The sequence below is a fragment of the Nocardia sp. JW2 genome, from assembly GCF_051843015.1.
GTDB lineage: Bacteria > Actinomycetota > Actinomycetes > Mycobacteriales > Mycobacteriaceae > Nocardia > Nocardia coubleae.
In genome coordinates, this window is the sequence record NZ_JBPXLK010000040.1 from 15,530 (window position 1) to 34,143 (window position 18,614).

At 67.9% G+C, this 18,614-nt stretch carries 12 protein-coding genes; 8 read left to right on the forward strand and 4 right to left on the reverse strand.

All coding sequences use genetic code 11. The annotated features are described in order from the left end of the window. Positions 1–89: 89 nt before the first annotated feature. The gene (locus tag ACSVDM_RS29700; protein ID WP_439269024.1) at positions 90–1,556 is read left to right on the forward strand and encodes an MFS transporter; all 1,467 of its coding nucleotides are present in this window, start codon (positions 90–92) and stop codon (positions 1,554–1,556) included. Between the two features lie 19 nt (positions 1,557–1,575). On the opposite strand, the gene ACSVDM_RS29705 is transcribed toward ACSVDM_RS29700, so the two are convergent. The 4 genes from ACSVDM_RS29705 to dnaE all read right to left on the reverse strand — a co-directional run bounded on the left by ACSVDM_RS29705 (position 1,576) and on the right by dnaE (position 10,841). Then, positions 1,576–2,826 (reverse strand): serine hydrolase domain-containing protein, encoded by a 1,251-nt coding sequence (locus ACSVDM_RS29705; protein ID WP_439269025.1) that lies wholly within the window; start codon positions 2,824–2,826, stop codon positions 1,576–1,578. Positions 2,827–2,902: 76 nt separating this feature from the next. After that, a complete protein-coding gene (gene treZ, locus ACSVDM_RS29710) occupies positions 2,903–4,654 on the reverse strand; it encodes a malto-oligosyltrehalose trehalohydrolase (protein ID WP_439269026.1) in 1,752 nt (583 codons plus the stop codon). A 233-nt stretch (positions 4,655–4,887) separates the two neighbouring features. Next, positions 4,888–6,858: a hypothetical protein gene (locus ACSVDM_RS29715; protein WP_439269033.1), complete on the reverse strand. Its 1,971-nt coding sequence runs from the start codon at positions 6,856–6,858 to the stop codon at positions 4,888–4,890. 437 nt (positions 6,859–7,295) lie between these two features. Continuing rightward, positions 7,296–10,841 (reverse strand): DNA polymerase III subunit alpha, encoded by a 3,546-nt coding sequence (dnaE, locus tag ACSVDM_RS29720; RefSeq protein WP_439269027.1) that lies wholly within the window; start codon positions 10,839–10,841, stop codon positions 7,296–7,298. 248 nt (positions 10,842–11,089) lie between these two features. Between dnaE and ACSVDM_RS29725 the strand changes: the two genes are divergently transcribed. The 7 genes from ACSVDM_RS29725 to ACSVDM_RS29755 all read left to right on the forward strand — a co-directional run. Beyond that, a complete protein-coding gene (locus ACSVDM_RS29725; RefSeq protein ID WP_439269028.1) occupies positions 11,090–12,268 on the forward strand; it encodes a sensor histidine kinase in 1,179 nt (392 codons plus the stop codon). A gap of 164 nt (positions 12,269–12,432) precedes the next feature. Beyond that, positions 12,433–13,227, forward strand: a complete 795-nt coding sequence (locus ACSVDM_RS29730) for a LytR/AlgR family response regulator transcription factor (protein WP_067642818.1) — start codon at positions 12,433–12,435, stop codon at positions 13,225–13,227. Beyond that, positions 13,224–13,589 carry a hypothetical protein gene (locus ACSVDM_RS29735; protein WP_067642821.1) on the forward strand — a complete coding sequence of 122 codons (366 nt, stop codon included), beginning with the start codon at positions 13,224–13,226 and terminating at the stop codon, positions 13,587–13,589. The genes ACSVDM_RS29730 and ACSVDM_RS29735 overlap by 4 nt, the downstream gene beginning before the upstream one ends. A 1-nt stretch (position 13,590) precedes the next feature. Further along, a complete protein-coding gene (locus ACSVDM_RS29740; RefSeq protein ID WP_439269029.1) occupies positions 13,591–15,336 on the forward strand; it encodes a sodium/solute symporter in 1,746 nt (581 codons plus the stop codon). Positions 15,337–15,471: 135 nt separating this feature from the next. After that, positions 15,472–15,828, forward strand: a complete 357-nt coding sequence (locus ACSVDM_RS29745) for a DUF485 domain-containing protein (protein WP_439269030.1) — start codon at positions 15,472–15,474, stop codon at positions 15,826–15,828. Then, positions 15,825–17,459, forward strand: coding sequence for a solute symporter family protein (locus tag ACSVDM_RS29750; protein WP_225282282.1), 1,635 nt, complete (start codon positions 15,825–15,827; stop codon positions 17,457–17,459). The genes ACSVDM_RS29745 and ACSVDM_RS29750 overlap by 4 nt, the downstream gene beginning before the upstream one ends. 76 nt (positions 17,460–17,535) lie before the next feature. After that, positions 17,536–18,614: AMP-binding protein (locus ACSVDM_RS29755; protein ID WP_439269031.1), on the forward strand; the 1,079-nt coding region annotated here is incomplete at its 3' end.

The following is an 18,614-nucleotide window of genomic DNA, read 5'->3' on the forward strand; positions in this document are numbered from 1 at the left end:
GTAAACGGACTCCAGGGTCCAGTATAGTTCTCGATACGGACTGCAAGGTCCACTTACCGCGCGGAACCACACGGAGGCGTGAGCTCCCCATGATCGATCAGACGACCCGAGAGTCCGAAGCCCCGCATGATTCGGGGGGACTCGGCACCAATCTCGTGTTCCTCGCCCTGGCCGCCGCCGCGTTCGCGCTCGCCCAGACCGCGATCGTGCCCGGCATCATGATCCTCGGCCACGAACTGCACGCGAGCACGGCAGATGTCGGATGGGTGCTCACCGCCTACCTGATCTCGGCCGCGATCCTCACCCCGGTCTTCGGCCGCCTCGGTGACATGTACGGCAAGAAGAAGCTGCTCGTCATCGCGCTCGGCCTTTTCGCGCTCGGCAGCGTGGCCGCGGCGCTGGCGCCTTCGATCTGGGTGCTCGTGGCCGCGAGGGTCGTCCAGGGAGCGGGCGGCGGCATCTTTCCGCTGTGCTACGGCATCATCGGCGACACGTTTCCCGCCGAGAAGCGCGGCGGCGCACTGGGTCTCATCTCGGCGCTGGCCGGGATCGGCGCGGGCGGCGGCTTGCTCATCGGTGGCCTGCTGATCGATCACCTGTCCTGGCAATGGGTCTTCTGGTCGGGCGCCATCATGTCGGCGATCGCGCTGGTCGGCGTGCTGCGGGTGCCGGAACGGTCGATCCCGACGCCCACGCGGATCGACTTCGCAGGCATCGCGCTGCTCAGCATCGGCCTCACCATGCCGCTGCTCGCGCTGAGCCGCGGCTCGACGTGGGGCTGGACCGATGCGCGCACCCTCGGCCTCATCCTCGGCGGCCTGGTGGTCCTGATCGGTTTCGTCGCCTTCGAGACCCGCATCAGCGAACCGCTGATCGACATGCACGTGCTGCGGCGTCCGACCGTGCTGATCACCAATATCGCCATGCTGCTGTTCGGCGCGGGCATGTTCGCGGTGTTCTCGCTCATCCCCCAGCTCGCCCAGACCCCGGACACCGGCGAGTACGGCTTCGGCATGGACGCCACCGGGTCGGGTCTGCTGATGATCCCCGGTTCGATCGCCATGCTGGCGGCCGCGGTCGTCGCCGGGCGTCTCGTCGGTCGGGTCCGCGCCGCTGTGCCGCTGGTACTCGGCGCGCTCACCGCCGCCGCGGGCTTCGCGGCGCTCGCGCTGGCGCACGGCTCCCAGGGAGCTGTCATCGGGTTCACGGTCGTGACCTTCGTCGGCATCGGCCTCGGGATGGCGGCCATGCCGAATCTGATCATGTCCGCGGTACCCGCCGAGAAGACCGCCGAGAGCACCGGTGTCAACGCGCTGATCCGGTCGGTGGGGTCATCGATCGGGTCGCAGGTCGCGGCCACCGTGCTGGCGGGCAGTGTCGTCGCCGGGACGGCGCTGCCCGCGGATTCGGGCTTCACCACCGCGTTCTGGCTGGCTGCGGGTGCCATCGCGCTGGCGGCTGTGGTCGCGGTGTTCATCCCGCAGAGCAAGCCACCGGCCGCCACATCCGTACGCGAAGACCGTGAATCGGACCTCGCCGGCGCCCTCGCCGAGTAACCGGCAAGGGCGGCGGCGACTAGGCGGCGGCCCGGTCGATGCGCTGCCCACGGTCGCGGGTGGCGCGCACGCCCGACATCACCAGCGGCAGCAGCCAGCCCATGGCGAACTGGTCGTAGGCCAGCAGCGCCTGGTCGAGGCGATTGTGGACGAAGCCGACCGACAGACCCGAGCGCGGGTCGACCCAGCCGAACGACCCGCCCAGCCCGATGTGACCGAAGGCCGTGTGCGCACCGGGCGCCGGCATCGAGTGGTAGCCCAGATGCCACATCATCGGCATGTAGAACAGGGCGTGGTCGAGACGGTAGGTCTGCACGCGCCGGATGAGCTTGTGCGTTTCGGGGCGCAGGAACGGTGACCCGTCGAGGGTGACGCCGTCGGCCAGGCCCGCGTAGAGCTGGGCGAGCCCGGCAGCGGTGGCGACGCCGTTGCCCGCGGGCATCTCGGTGTCGAGGATCGGCGGGTCCTCACCGTCGAGAATGCCGTTGAGGCCGGTCAGGTACAGGCAGCGCGCCGCCGCGCCGAGCGCACCGGGGATGCGGAAGCCCACGCGGTTGAGGAAGCCTGCGGCCAGCGGGTGCCCGGCCAGGCGCAGGTGGGTGCCCGCGAGGCGGGCGTACTCGGTCGACGAACCCGCCGCCGGACGGCCGAGGTGGAAGCCCTCGACACCGAGCGGGTCGGTGACCTCGGTGCGGATGAGGTCGCTCATGCTGCGACCGGTCACCGAGCGCGCGATGCCCGCCAGCAGCCAGCCGTAGGTGAGCGCATGGTAGGTCGGAACACCGAGCAGCCGGTCGGGCTTGGCCATGGCCAGCCGGTCTTCCATCAGCTCGTGGTCGAGCAGTTCCTGGGCGCTGTCGGCGATCGGGGACAGCGACGACAGCCCGGAACGGTGGGTGAGCACGTCGGCCACGGTGATCGCGCCCTTGCCGTGCGCGGCGAAGCGAGGCCAGTACTCGGCGACCGGTGCCTGGTAATCCAGGAGCCCGCGGTCGGCGAGACGATGGATGACGGTGGCGGTGACACCCTTGGTCGCCGAGAAGACGATCGAACCGGTGTTCGCCGACCAGGGCTGGTCGCCCGCGCTGCCGGTCCACAGGTGTGCCAGGGGTTCGCCGTGCCGGTAGATCGCGATGGCGCCGCCCGCGTCGCGCCGATGTCCGATCAGGGCGGCGAAAGCGCGCACCAGCGGACCGAAACCGGCCGGCGCATAACCGCCCACACCGGTCGGAAGGGCAGCACTGTCCTGCCCGTAAGCCTCGTTGCTCATTGCTCAACCGTACGACCGTTATGTCGCTTCGGCAACGATCTCCCGTGCACCGTGGCCGAGCTGTGGCCGCCTGAGATCAGTCGGTGACCACGGTCCCCGTGCCCTCCCCTTCTTCGAGCACGACGAAACTGTGACCCGAAACAAGAGTTCCCCCTTCGTTTTCTGTCGCCGGTGCCCACGCCAGCAGCACCCGGCCGTACACCGGAACCACCGCCTCGTCCTCGGACAGGTTGCACACCACCGAGATCCGGCCGCGCCGCAGCACGAACCAGCGGGCGCCCTCGTCGTAATCGGCCCAGACCCGTTCCAGCCAGGGATCACCGAACTCGGGTCGCGACTTGCGCAGGGCGAGCAGGGCGCGATAGCAGGCCAGTAGCCGGGCGTGCGGTTCACGGCCGCGTTCGGTCCAGTCGAGTTTCGAGCGGGTGAAGGTGGCGGGATCCTGGGGATCGGGGACGTCGTCGGTGGCCCAGCCGTGTGCGGCGAACTCGGCGCGGCGGCCGTCGGCGGTCGCGGCGCCGATGACGGGGTCGGTGTGGGAGGTGAAGAACTGGAACGGGGTACGCGCGCCCCATTCCTCGCCCATGAACAGCATCGGCGTGCTCGCGGACAGCAGCACGAGAGCCGCTTTCACCGCCAGCTGGCCGGGGGTGAGGTAGTCGCTCGGGCGGTCGCCGAGGGCGCGGTTGCCGATCTGGTCGTGGTTGCAGGTGTAGCCGAGCAGGGCGCTGCCGGGGATCAGGTCGCGGCGGATCGGGATGCCATGGGTTCGGCCACGGAAGCTGGAATAGGTTGCGGCGTGGAAGAACCCGTGGGTGAGGGTCTGTGCCAGGCAGGCCAGTGAGCCGAAATCGGCGTAGTAGCCCTGTCTTTCGCCGGAGACGGCGGTGTGCACGGCGTGGTGGAGGTCGTCGTTCCACTGACCGGTCAGACCGTAGCCGCCTGCCGCGCGCGGGGTGATCAGGCGTGGGTCGTTGAGGTCGCTTTCGGCGATGAGGGTGAGCGGGCGGCCCAGATGGGCTGAGAGCGCGGTGGTTTCGACGACGAGTTCTTCGAGCAGGTGGGTGGCGGTGTGGTCGACGAGGGCGTGGACGGCGTCGAGACGCAGGGCATCGATGTGGAAGTCGCGCAACCAGCGCAGGGCATTGTCGATGATGTGGCGGCGCACGGCATCGGAGCCGGGGCCGTCCAGGTTCACGCTCTGGCCCCAGGTGTTGCGGCCGGTGGTGAGGTAGGGCCCGAAGCGTGGGAGGTAGTTGCCGGAGGGGCCGAGATGGTTGTAGACCACGTCGAGGCAGACCGCGAGGCCTCGGGCGTGGCAGGCGTCGACGAAACGTTGCAGGCCGTCGGGGCCGCCGTAGGTTTCCTGCACCGCGTACCAGAGCACACCGTCGTAACCCCAGTTGTGGGTGCCGTCGAAGGCGTTCACCGGCATGAGTTCCACGGTGGTGACGCCGAGTTCGACCAGGTGGTCGAGGCGTTCGATCGCGGCGTCGAAGGTGCCGTCCGGGGTGAAGGTGCCGATGTGCAGTTCGTAGAAAACCGAGCCGGCCAGTTGTCTGCCGGTCCAGGACTGATCAGTCCAGACGGCGGTGTCGAGGTCGTGGACGGCGGACAGGGCATGCACGCCGTTGGGCTGACGCGGTGAGCGCGGATCGGGCAGCACCGTCGGGTCGTCGTCGATGAGGAAGCCGTACTCCGCGCCCTGGTCGGCGTCGGCCCGCACCGACCACCAGCCGCCGCCGTTGCGGCGCATGGGGTGGACCACCCCCTCGAGTTGCAGTCGCATCGCGCTCGCCTCCGGCGCCCACACCCGAAACTGCCTCATACCGTCAGCATCGCACGGAGTACGGCGGCACGCCCGGGCAACGATTGCTGATCGGTCGCGATGCCCAGCGTCGGCTTCGGTGCACCCGGCGAGTCGGACGAGAGTCGCCGCTGCGGTCGGGGCGACCACGTCGTTGTGGCCTCGGGGGGGTAGCGGCATCGCGTTCGTGCCGGCCGCCGCGCAACTCGGCAAGAAATGCCTGCGCGGGGCGCCATGAATCCTGGGTAGTCCGATCAGCGCGGGAAGGCGGCGACGCCGACCGGTCCCACCCCCACACACAGCGACTGTTCAGGCTCGAGCGGCCTGACCCGCAGGGCGTCGCCGCCGCCGAGCAGCCGGACGTACACCGTGTTCAGGCCCTGTCGCACGTCGGCGACGGTTTCGGTGTCGCCTTCGAAGGACACCGCGATCCGGCCGTCACGGTCGGCGAAATAGTTGATCTGGGCGGTCCAGTCGCGGATCTGCATGGGGCCGTCCAAGGGGATCGATGTGCTGCCGCGCACTCGGTGGCCACATTGCGGTTCCGGACCCGGGGTGACGGCGCGGTTCCACCAGACATACGCGTCGACGATCTCACCGGTGTCGGTGATCATTCGCAGCGTCGGAGTGGCTGCGGCGAACGTTGTCGGTGTCGCGATCGGGGCGAGGACGTGGTCGGTCATATTCTGCGGGAAAGCCAACGGGTTCAAGACATTCCAGGGGACTTCCTGCGGCAGCAGTGGGGCGTCCGTCGCTGTCGGGAGGGCCGCGCGCACGCCGGTGATGTAGGTGCGCGCCGGGCTCGGTTCCCATGACCGGGTGAAGGTGATTGTGGAGATGACGCTGCTCAGCAGGAATAGGACGGCAGGTATCGCGAACAGCGTCGAGGTGGGCAGGTCTCTCGGGATGCGCGATGTCGGGCCGGTTCGCAGGCGTTCGCTCGGCTGGGATCCTCCGACCGAGCCGGTCCTGAACCGGAAACGGCTGCGCGGCAACATGCCTGCGGTGCGTGGGCGAGCGTCCGCCGTGTCGGACCCGCGACGGTCGGGTGACGAATCCTCCTGCGCGGCACCGGAACGCCGTGCCTGCACAATCAACGCAAGGGCGATTGTGGCAATCACGGCGAAGTCGGCGAAGTAGCGCATGGACTGGAGTAGCAGGGCGGCGGTGCCGGGCCCGTCGCGCAGCACAATCACCGGGGCTATGGTCGCGATGGCGTAGGCCGCAGCGCACAACCAGACCGCAGTCACCCGCGCCCGGGAGCGAATTGTCCACGCCGCCAACAGGATCAGCAATAGCCAACAGATGAGGACGGCAAGGCCCGGCGGGTCGGCCCAGGGCGTGGCCGGTTGCCACCGCTCCCAGCGCCACGGACCACCGAACAAGGCAGGCACCAGTCCGTCCGACAGCGCCCGGCTGAGCAGCGCGCCGGGATCTTCGGGCCCGGTCAGCCCGCGCGGGCGCTGGATGACCAGCAGGAACACAGCGGCCCAGGCGAGCAGAACGGCGCCACCCGCCACCCAGAGTGCTCCCCCGCGACGAACCGCATCGCGCCAGGGACGCCCCGCGACATGCGCCGACAACGCGACCACCGCGCACGCGACCGGTAGCACGACGATCGACTTCTCGAACGACAGCAAGGCCACGGCGAAGACGAACGCACCCGATACCACGTACCGACGCCTACCCGTCCGCGCCAGCATGACGGCGTCCGCGCTCACCCAGGCCAGCGCGATCTGCAACGGCAGGGCGTTCACCGCCGCCGCCCACCAGGCGAACGCGGGCACGGTCAGGGGCACGAACAGGTAGAACAGCAGCGGACCGAGCAGCCGCACCCGCCATCCCATCAACACGACGAGCAGCCGTAGCACCGCGAGCGAGGCGAGCAGCTGCAACCCGACGAGCACCGCCGCCGCGACAGGCCAGCTCAGTGGCGCCACCTTCGTCACCAGCCAGGTCAACGCGATCGCCAACGGCATCACGTGCCCGTCGTGGCTGGTCAGCAGCAACTCCGCCGACCACAGGGGGTATCTGCTCACCTGTCCGATAAGGATGAAATCGTCCCAGTAGAAGAAGCCCGAAAACGCCACCCAGCCCCGCAGAACCAGCTGGGCGATGATCAACGCGGCGGCCACGCCGACCACCCCACGGGCAGGCAACCGTGACCACATCTGTCGAGCGGACGATGCGGTCGACAGGGGCGAGTCGAGCAGCGTCACAGACATCACGCCTCTCGACGCTAGCCCGTCCGCCCCTGTCCGGCCATCACCCCGCCGGGGGCTGGGTGTCGGCACCAACTAGCGTCCGGAAGTTCGGTAGGTCTCCCGATCGGGCATTCAGCCGTCCTCTCAGAGGAACCCGAGCACCGCGGTGGTGAAGCGGAGCGGTTGGTCTTCGTGGAGCATGTGGACCGCGTCGCGGAACTGCACTACCGCATCCGTTATGGCTGTGAGGTCCAAGTCGGGAGCGCATGATCGACCGGATCGGCCTATGCGGGCCCGGGCGCCGACTGCCATATCGCCGCCGCGAGCAACACACCGACGGCTTTGCTCCACCGCATTCGCGTAGTCCTTCGCCATGACCCCGGTGGGGTCTCTCGTCTCCTCGGACGAGACGACGACGGCGAACGCGACCGCTTATGCGGTGGATCACATCACCGGGCTCAGCCCAGGCAGCCCGGGCCGAGCAGTGCTTTCAGGTCGCCCATCAGTGCCGAGGACGGTGATACCCGCCAGGCGTCGTCGAGCTTGAGCAGGGTGGTCTTCTCTCTGGCGCCCACGTGGCGGATGTGCACGTCGGAGGTGCCTGGATGGCGCGAGAGGACCTTCTTGAGTTCCTTGACCTTTTCCGGCGTGCACATGCGGGTGGTCATCACCACCGACACCGGCTTGGCTACGCCGATCGCCGAAAGGTCGGGCACCACAAGGTCGTTGGCGATCAGCGAGATGCGGTCGTCGCGGACCGAGACGCGGGCCTTGACCAGCACCACGGCGTCCTCGACCACATCCATGCCGTACACCGAGTAGGACTGTGGGAAGAAAAGCACCTCCACGCCACCGGTCAGGTCCTCGAGTTGGGCCGAGGCCCAGGCCAGGCCGTTCTTGTTGATGCGGCGGTTCACCGAGGCCAGGATGCCGCCGATGGTCACCTGGGCGCCGTCCTTGACGTCGCCTTCCAGGATGGCCGGGATGGGGGTGTCCACCTGGGCGGCGAGGACGTGTTCGACGCCGTTGAGCGGGTGGCCCGACACGTACAGGCCGAGCATCTCCCGCTCCAGGGCCAGCTTGTGTTTGGTTTCCCATTCGTCGTCGGGCACCTTCACGTTGAACACCGATGCCATCGACTCGTCGGCGTCGTCCATGCCGCCGAACAGGTCGAACTGGCCGATCGCCTCGGCCTTCTTCGTCGACATCACCGCGTCGATCGCATCCGAATGCACCAGCATCAGGCCCTTGCGCGGATGCCCGAGCGAGTCGAAAGCACCTGCCTTGATGAGGGATTCGGTGACCTTCTTGGAGCAGGCCGTGGCGTCGATCTTGTTCAGGTAGTCGGAGAAATCGGTGAACTTCGACTTCTCCTTGCGGGCGGCGATGATCGAGGACACCACATTGGCGCCGACATTGCGCACCGCGCCGAGACCGAAGCGGATGTCCTTGCCCACCGAGGCGAAGTTCTGCTCCGACTCGTTGACATCGGGCGGCAGCACCGTGATGCCCATCTTGCGGCAGTCCGACAGGTAGACCGCGGCCTTGTCCTTGTCGTCACCGACGGAGGTGAGCAGCCCGGCCATGTACTCGGCGGGGTAGTTCGCCTTCAGGTAGGCCGTCCAGAAGGAGACGAGGCCGTATCCGGCGGCGTGCGATTTGTTGAACGCGTAACCGGCGAACGGGAGGATCGTGTCCCACAGTGCCTTGATGGCCGGTTCGGAGAAGTTGTTGGCAAGCATGCCCTCGCGGAAGCCGGCATAGGCCTCTTCCAGCACCGACAGCTTCTTCTTACCCATGGCGCGGCGCAGGATGTCGGCTTGACCGAGCGAGTACCCGGCCACCTTCTGCGCGATCTGCATGATCTGTTCCTGATAGACGATCAGGCCGAAGGTGTCGGCCAGGATGTCTTTCAGTGGCTCTTCGAGCTCGGGGTGGATCGGTTTGACTTCTTGCCGCCCGTTCTTGCGGTCGGCGTAGTCGTTGTGGGCGTTCATGCCCATCGGGCCGGGACGGTAGAGCGCGAGCACCGCGACGATGTCGCCGAAGCCGGTGGGCTGCATGCGGCGCAGCAGGTCGCGCATGGCGCCGCCGTCGAGCTGGAACACGCCGAGAGTGTCGCCGCGGGCGAGCAATTCGTAGGTGGCCGGGTCGTCGAGCGGCAGGTTGTCCATGTCGAGATCGATGCCGCGGTTGGCCTTGATGTTCTCCAGGGCGTCACCGATGACGGTGAGGTTGCGCAGGCCGAGGAAGTCCATCTTCAGCAGGCCGATGGCCTCGCACGACGGGTAGTCCCAACCGGTGATGATCGCGCCGTCCTGTGCGCGTTTCCACACCGGGATGGCGTCGGTGAGCGGCTCCGAGGACATGATGACCGCGCAGGCGTGCACGCCCGCGTTGCGGATCAGTCCTTCCAGACCCTTCGCGGTCTCGTAGATCTTGGCGACATCGGGGTTGGTGCTGATGAGTTCGCGGACCTCGGCGGCTTCCTTGTACCGCTCGTGGTCGGGATCGGTGATGCCGGCGACCGAGATGTCCTTGGCCATGATCGGCGGGGGCAGCGCCTTGGAGATCTGGTCGGCGATGGCGAAACCGGGCTGGCCGAACAGGACTCGCGCGGAGTCCTTGATCGCGGCCTTGGTCTTGATGGTGCCGAACGTGATGACCTGGGCCACCCGGTCGCTGCCCCACTTCTCGGTGGCGTAGCGGACCATCTCACCGCGGCGGCGATCGTCGAAGTCGATATCGATATCGGGCATCGACACGCGCTCGGGATTGAGGAATCGCTCGAACAGCAGACCGTGCGGGATGGGGTCGATATTGGTGATGCCCATCGCGTAGGCGACCAGCGAACCGGCGGCCGAACCACGGCCGGGGCCGACGCGGATACCGACCTCGAGTGCGTGCTTGATGAGGTCACCGACGACGAGGAAGTAGGCGGGGAACCCCATGTCGCAGATGACTTTGAGCTCGAAGTCGGCGCGATCGAGATATTCGCGTGTCGGACCGTCGGGGAAGCGGCGATCCAGGCCTTCGAGGACTTCCTTGCGCAGCCAGCTGGCCTGGGTGTGGCCTTCGGGGACCGGGAAGATCGGCATCCGGTCGCGGTGTTCCCACACCTCGTCGTAGGGCTGGACCCGTTCGCCGATGAGTTCGGTGTTGTCGCAGGCGCCGGGGACCTCGGCGTCCCAGATGGCACGCATCTCTTCGGCGGACTTCAGGTAGTAGCCGTCACCGTCGAATTTGAAGCGGGTCGGGTCCGAGAGCGTTTTGCCGGTTTGAATGCACAGCAGCGCTTCGTGATTGGTCGACTGATCCTTGGTGACGTAATGGCAGTCGTTGGTGGCCAGCGGGGGGATATCGAGCTGCTTGCTTACCATGAGCAGGCCCTCACGCACACGGCGCTCGATCGACAGACCGTGGTCCATCACCTCGAGGAAGAAGTTCTCCTTACCGAAGATCTCCTGCCACTTCGCCGCCGCCTCGAGGGCTTCGCGCTCATGCCCCAGGCGAAGGCGGGTCTGCACCTCACCGGAGGGGCAACCGGTGGTGGCGATGATGCCCTCGGCGTGCTGGGCGATGATCTCCTCGTCCATCCGCGCCCATTTACCGAGCTGGCCTTCGATGGAGGCAAGACTCGACAGCTTGAACAGGTTGCGCAGACCGGTCGCGTTCTCGGCGACCATCGTCATGTGGGTGTAGGCACCGGAACCGGAGACGTCGTCGCTCTTCTGCGACGGATCACCCCACAGCACACGCTTGGTGTCGAACCGCGAACCCGGCGCGATATAGGCCTCGATACCGATGATCGGCTTGATGCCCGCCTTCTTCGCGGAGTTGTAGAACTCCGAAGCGCCGTACATGTTGCCGTGGTCGGTCATCCCGACCGCGGTCATCCCCAACCGCTCCGCCTCCGCGAACAACGGCGAAATCTTCGCCGCACCGTCGAGCATGGAGTACTCGGTGTGGTTGTGCAGGTGAACGAACGATCCGGACGAAGCCAAGACGGTCCTTCCTCCCATGGTGTCGACGGGGGTTGGCCTTGGCATTCTAGGCATGGGGGTACGACAAGTTTTCCCGTGCCACACGGGCGCCCCGCCTCCGCCTGGCAATGGTCCGGCGTGTCGTGGTCAAGGTCACCGGCGCGTCCTCGGCGGTGTCCGTTTTCCGCCGGTCGGGTCCCGGCGGCGAAGACGTCGACGGCGTGCGGTCACGGTCATAATCGGAGCGTGCGGACTGAGCGGATCGATCGATGACCACCTTCGTGGTCGCTGTCGCGGTGGTGGCGGTGATGGCGTTGGTCGTGTTGCTGATCTGGCGGCGGACGCAGCGGGTGGTGACGACTCCGGCGCAGCGGGCGGTGCATCAGGCGTTGCATACGGCGTCGTTGGCGGCGGTGCCGTTGCGGCGGGGGTTGACCGAGGAGTCGGCGCGGGCGGCGGCGCCACATCTGCGGACGTTGGCGGCGGCGGAGGGGTTGGGGGTCGCCGATGCGGAGGGGGTGTTGCTGGCGTGGGACGGGCCGCATACGGGGATGCTTGGGTCGTTCGGTGCGGCGGCGCGGCGGGCCATCGCTTCGGAGCGGCCGGTGCTGGTCGACGGTGACGAGCACACGTTGATCGCGCAACCGTTGCTGATCGATGTGGGGGCGGCGGTCGGTGCGCTCGGGATGGTGATCACCGGTAAGCCGGGGCCGGGGATGCTCGGTGCGGCGGCCGAGGTGGCGCGGTATGCCTGTGGGCAGCTGGAATTGGCGGAACTGGATGCCTCGCGGGCCCGGGTCGATCGGGCGGAGGTGCGGGCGTTGCGCGCCCAGATCAGCCCGCATTTCATCTACAACGCGCTCAATACGATCGCCTCGTTCGTGCGCACCGATCCCGACCGGGCGCGCGAACTGATCCTCGAATTCGCCGACTTCACCCGGTACTCGTTCCGCGCGGCGGGCGAATTCACCGTGCTCGCCGATGAATTGCGCAATATCGAACGGTATCTGGCATTGGAGCAGGCGCGTTTCGGTGACGCGCTCGACGTGCGGTTACGGATCGCCCCGGAGGTGCTCGGCGTCGTGCTGCCCTTCCTCGCCCTGCAACCGCTGGTCGAGAACGCGGTCCGGCACGGACTCGGCGGCGGCAGGCACGGCGGCCAGTTGAGCATCGTCGCCAGCGACGAGGGCACCGACTGCCTCATCAGCGTCGAGGACGACGGCATCGGCATGGACCCCGACCTGCTGCGCTCCGGCGCCCTCGACGCCGTCGACACCTCCGGCCCCACCCGCACCGGCGAAGCCGCCCACGTGGGCCTGTCCAACGTCGACGACCGCCTCCGCGCCGCCTTCGGCAACGACTACGGATTGGTCGTCGAAACCGCACCGGGCGCAGGCACGAAAGTCAGCATGCGAGTCCCCAAGTTCCGCCCCGGAATCCGCGCCTGACTCTTCGCGGCCGAGTCAGCGGCACTCATGCAACCTGATGGTCGGCCGGCTCACCGAGCGCCAACGCGACGAAGCAAGATCCCGCTGCGGTAACCCGCGCGAATCACGCAGGCGCAGCGGTATGTGGTCGGTGTCTGAAACCCAGCCGCTACGATGAACGGGCTGTGACCTGGAACACTGATGACACTTCGGCTGCTCTGCGGGTGCTGGCTGTCGATGACGAGAAGCCCGCGCTCGATGAGTTGGTGTATCTGCTCAACGAGCAGGTCGGGGTGGGGGAAGTGCACGGGGCGTCCGAGGCGACGGGGGCGTTGCGGGTGTTGCGGGCGCATCCGGTCGATGCGGTGTTTCTCGATATCGACATGCCGGGGCTGACGGGGATGGAGCTGGCGGGGATTCTGTCGGAGTTCGCCGAACCGCCGGCGGTGGTGTTCGTGACCGCGCACGACGATCACGCGGTGGCCGCGTTCGATCTGGGGGCGGTCGATTACCTGCTCAAACCGTTGCGGGCGGCGCGGCTGGCCGAGGCGGTGCGGCGGATCGCGGCGGCCAGGGCGACGGTGCCGGCTTCGCCGCCGGAGCAGGCGCATCCGAGCGAGGTGATCCCGGTGGAGCTCGGTGGGGTCACCACGCTGGTGCACCGGGCCGATGTGGCCTGGGTGGAGGCAGACGGCGACTACGCGCGTCTGCACACCAGGACCGGGTCGCACCTGGTGCGCATCCCGCTCACCGCCCTCGAATCACGGTGGGAGGGTGCGGGTTTCCTGCGGGTGCACCGGTCGTACCTCGTGGCGTTGCGGCTGGTCACCGGGTTGCGCAGCACGGGAAGCGGCACAGTTGTGTGCCTGCGCGCGGAAGGCGCGTCCGGTGCGGTGGAGTTGCCGGTGAGCAGGCGCCAGGTGCGTGAACTCAAGCAGCGGCTCGTGCACGGGCCACGGCAGAACTGGTCGCAGCGATGACCGGTCCGCAACGACCACAGCGCGAGCGGGTGGTGCTCGCGCAGCGGCGCGGCGCCCGCCAGGTGCGTACTCGTACCGAGGTGGTGGAGCAAACCGATCTCGGGGCGGCGCTGATCGGCGGGCTGATCCGCGCCCAGCTCGGGCTCGCCCTCCGCCTCGGTTTCGTGGTCGTCGCCGGATTCGGTGCGCTCCCGCTGCTGTTCGGTATCGACGCCGTCGCCTCGGCGACCGTCCTCGGTATCCGCCTGCCGTGGTTGATCCTCGGCCTGCTCGCCTTCCCGCTGCTGTACGCGGTGGGCCGGGTCTATGTCCGGCTGGCGGAACGCAACGAGGACGACTTCCTCGAACTGGCCGGGGACTGAAATGAGCTCGGGCATTCCGATGCTCACCGTGGCAGCACTGCTGCTGGCAGCCCTGGCCACGATCGGTATCGGCCTGTACGGAGTCCGCCTGTCACGCACGACGTCGGACTTCCTGGTCGCCTCCCGCACGGTCGGTTCACGCTGGAACGCGGCCGCGATCTCGGGCGAATATCTCTCCGCCGCGTCCTTTCTCGGCGTCGCCGGCCTGATCGCCAAGTACGGCGCCGACGCACTCTGGTACCCGGTGGGGTTCACGGCGGGTTACCTGGGTCTGCTGATGTTCGTCGCCGCTCCCCTTCGCCGCTCCGGTGCCTACACCGTCCCCGACTTCGCCGAGTTCCGGCTCGGTTCGATCCGGCTGCGGCGGATGGCCGCCGGGGTGGTCGTCGTGGTGTGCGCGGTGTACCTGATCCCCCAGTTCCAGGGCGCGGGCCTGACCCTGCACCTGCTGCTCGGGGTGCCCGCCTGGGTGGGCGCGGTCGCGGTCGGCACCATCGTGCTCGCCAATGTGATCGGCGGCGGAATGCGCTCGGTGACGCTGGTGCAGGCCTTCCAGTACTGGCTGAAACTGACCGCCGTCGCGATTCCCGCCCTTGTCCTCGGGCTGCACTTCCTCGCCGACGAACGCCCGCTCGGCACCCCGGCCCCGCCGACGGTCGACCGGCTCACCACCGTCGACATCACCACGGATGTGGTTGTACACCTGGACGTTTCCCAGGTGGTCACCGTGCACGGCACCCTCGACGGGCAGGACACCGCAGGCCAGGTGACGCTGACACCGGGCGACCACACCCTGACCGAAGGCACCGAACTGCTCCTGGCACCCGGTTCGGCGGTACCGGTCGTCGCAGGCGCGCCGTCCGACGGCACCGGCTGGGTCGAACCCGGCGGCGGCTTCGGCGGGAATCATCCCCGGTACCAGGTGTTCTCGCTGATCGTCGCGACTTTTCTCGGCACCATGGGGCTACCGCACGTGCTCGTCCGCTTCTACACGAACCGGGACGGACCGTCGGCGCGGCGCACGGCGCTGACCGTGATCGGCCTGGTCGGCCTGTTCTATCTGTTCCCGATCCTGCTCGGCGTCTTCGCCCGGCTGTACGTGCCGCAACTGCTCATCACCGGCGCCTCGGACGCGGCGGTCGTGCTGTTACCCGGTGCCGTTCTCGGCGGGCTCGGTGGTCAGGTGCTCACCGCGCTGGCGGCGGCCGGAGCGATCGCGGCGTTCCTGTCCACGTCGTCGGGATTGCTGGTGAGTCTGGCCGGGGTGCTCAGCACCGACGTGCTGCGCGGCCGGATCCGTGACTTCCGGGCGGCGGCGCTGGTGGCCGGGCTCGTTCCGCTCACCCTCGCGCTCACCGTCGCCTCGCTCGATCTGTCGCGCACGGTCGCGCTCGCGTTCTCGGTGGCCGCCTCGACCCTGTGCCCGCTGCTCGTGCTCGGCATCTGGTGGCGTGGGCTCACCGCCACCGGCGCGGCGTGCGGCATGCTCGTCGGCGCTGTCACCGCGGGCGGGGCGACCGTCCTCGCGGTGCTCGGCGGCGTACCAACGCACGTGGCGAACGGCTGGGCGACGGCGATCGTCGACTATCCGGGCGCGGTGAGCGTGCCGCTGGCCTTCGCGGTGACCATCGTGGTGAGCCTGCTCGGCAAGCGGCCGGACGGGCGGGTCGTCGCGGGCATCTTCCTGCGCATGCACGCACCGGAACGGCTCGGGATGGGTGCGGACCGCAACCCGGTCGACCGCTGACCGGCCGACCGTTCATCGCACGCCGACGACCGTTCACCGCACAGGTGAGCACCTTCACCGAGTGACCCACACCACAGAACGCCGTGCGCCCTACCGTCATCACAGAGCACCTCCCCCTTCACGCTAGGACCCGGCATGACCGAAACCGACACCGAAAAAGCGCCCAACCGGCGCCCGCCGAGTGCCGCCGAATTCCTCGCCGTGCAGGCGAGCCCGCAGTTCCAGGATCTGCGGAACCGGCTGCGCCGCTTCGTCTTCCCGATGACCGCACTGTTCCTGGTGTGGTACCTGACCTATGTGGTGCTCGGCGCGTACGCGCACGACTTCATGGCCACACCGGTCTTCGGCAATATCAACGTCGGACTATTGCTCGGCCTCGCGCAGTTCGTCACGACCTTCGTCATCACCGGCGCGTATGTCCGGTTCGCCAACCGTGAGCTGGATCCGCGGGCCGCGGCCATCCGGGAAGAACTCGAAGGGGACCGCGCATGAGCATTCTCGCCGCGGATACGACGGTGGGTAACCCCGTCGCCAATATCGCAATCTTCGGGCTGTTCGTGGTGGTCACCATGGTCGTGGTGATCCGGGCCAGCCGCAACAACGCCAGTGCCGCCGACTATTTCACCGGTGGTCGCGGGTTCTCGGGACCGCAGAACGGCATCGCCATCGCCGGTGACTACCTGTCGGCGGCCAGCTTCCTCGGTATCGCAGGCGCCATCGCCGTCTACGGCTACGACGGGTTCCTGTACTCGATCGGGTTCCTCGTCGCCTGGCTGGTCGCGCTGCTGCTGGTGGCCGAAATGCTGCGCAACACCGGCAAATTCACGATGGCCGACGTGCTCAGCTTCCGGTTGAAGGAAGGCCCGGTTCGCACCGCGGCCGCGCTGACCACGCTCACGGTGTCGCTGTTCTACCTGCTCGCGCAGATGGCGGGGGCGGGCGGTCTGGTCGCCTTGCTGCTCGACATCTCCTCGCGTGCGGGGCAATCGGTGGTCATCGCGATCGTCGGCGTGCTGATGATCGTGTACGTGCTCGTCGGCGGGATGAAGGGCACCACCTGGGTGCAGATCATCAAGGCAGTCCTGCTGATCGCCGGTGCCGCGCTGATGACGGTGATGGTGTTCGCCAAGTTCGGCTTCAACCTGTCCGACATCCTCGGTGCCGCACAGGAATCGGTGAGCGAGTCGGCCAACAAGGCCGTCGCGAGCCGCGATGTGCTCGCCCCCGGCGCCCAGTACGGCGGCAGCGAGATGTCGAAGCTGAACTTCCTGTCGCTGGGTCTGGCACTCGTGCTCGGCACCGCCGGTCTGCCGCACGTCCTGATGCGCTTCTACACGGTCCCGACCGCGAAAGAGGCTCGCCGCTCGGTGGTGTGGGCGATCGGTCTGATCGGCGCGTTCTACCTGTTCACCCTGGTGCTCGGCTACGGCGCGGCCGCCATCGTCGGCCCGGACAAGATCCTGGCCGCGGCGGGTGGGCAGAACGCGGCGGCACCGCTGCTGGCCTTCGAGCTCGGCGGCGTGATCCTGCTCGGGGTGATCTCGGCGGTGGCGTTCGCGACCATCCTCGCGGTCGTCGCCGGACTGACGATCACCGCGTCGGCGTCGTTCGCGCACGACATCTACGCCAGCGTGATCAAGAAGGGCAACGTCGACGAGCGCAAGCAGGTGCGCGTCTCGCGGATCACCGCCGTGGTGATCGGTGTGCTGGCCATCGGGCTCGGCATCCTGGCCAACGGCCAGAACATCGCGTTCCTGGTGGCGCTGGCCTTCGCGGTGGCGGCGGCGGCGAACCTGCCGACCATCCTGTACTCGCTGTTCTGGAAGCGATTTAACACCACCGGCGCGCTGTGGTCCATGTACGGCGGCCTGATCTCGACCATCGTGCTCATCGTGTTCTCCCCGGCGGTGTCGGGCACCAAGACCTCGATGATCACCGGGACCGACTTCCACTGGTTCCCGCTGTCCAACCCGGGCATCGTGTCCATCCCGCTGGCGTTCGTGCTCGGCGTGGTCGGCACCTACCTGGGTGGGCGCGGCGAGAAGGTCGACCTCGGCAAGGCCGCGGAGATGGAAGTACGTGCCCTGACCGGCGTCGGTGCGGAGAAGGCGATCTCGCACTGATGTCCCCCACGCCCGTTCCGGTGGTTCGCCCCACCGGAACGGGCTGTCCCCCTGAGTGTTTCGAAGGAGAATTGTTGTGACCGGCGCAGTGACCAATCCCGCGACCAGCTTCGGACCGAGTGCGGAGTTCGCCGCCCAGGCGAACGCGACCGCCGACCTCTACGAGCGGGCCGACGCCGACCGCGACGGCTTCTGGGCCGAACAGGCGCGCCGGTTGCACTGGCACACGCCGTTCACCCAGGTACTGGACTGGTCGGACGCACCGGTGGCGAAGTGGTTCGCCGACGGCGAGCTGAACGTGGCCTACAACTGCCTCGACCGGCATGTGCTCGACGGGCACGGCGACCAGGTCGCCATCCTGTGGGAAGGTGAGCCGGGCGATTCGCGGGCGATCACCTACCAGGAACTGCTCGACGAAGTGTGCCGGGCGGCCAACACTTTCAGTGCGCTCGGGCTCGTCGCCGGTGATCGGGTGGCCATCTACATGCCGATGGTGCCCGAGGCGATCGTGGCGATGCTGGCGTGTGCGCGGCTGGGGCTGACACATTCGGTGGTGTTCGCCGGGTTCTCGCCGAGCGCGCTGCGTCAGCGGGTCGACGACGCGCAGGCGCGGCTGATCGTGACGACGGATGGGCAGTGGCGGCGCGGTAAGCCGGCGCCGTTGAAGTACGCCGTGGACGAGGCGCTCGGTGACGACCCGACCAGCGTCGAGCATGTGCTGGTGGTGCGGCGGACCGGGTTGGATGTGCCGTGGACCGAGGTCCGTGATCTGTGGTGGGACGAAACGGTTTCCACCGCTTCGCCGTCGCACGAGGCGCAGGCTTTTCCCGCCGAGCATCCGTTGTTCATCCTCTACACCTCCGGGACCACCGGGAAGCCGAAGGGGATCCTGCACACCAGCGGCGGATACCTCACCCAAACCGCCTACACCCACCACAACGTGTTCGATCACAAAGCGGGACAAGACGTCTATTGGTGCACCGCCGACATCGGATGGGTCACCGGCCACAGCTACATCGTCTACGGACCGCTGGCCAACCGCGCCACCCAGGTCGTCTACGAAGGCACCCCGAACTCACCGAATGAGCACCGCCACTTCGAGATCATCGAAAAATACGGCGTCACCATCTACTACACCGCCCCGACGCTGATCCG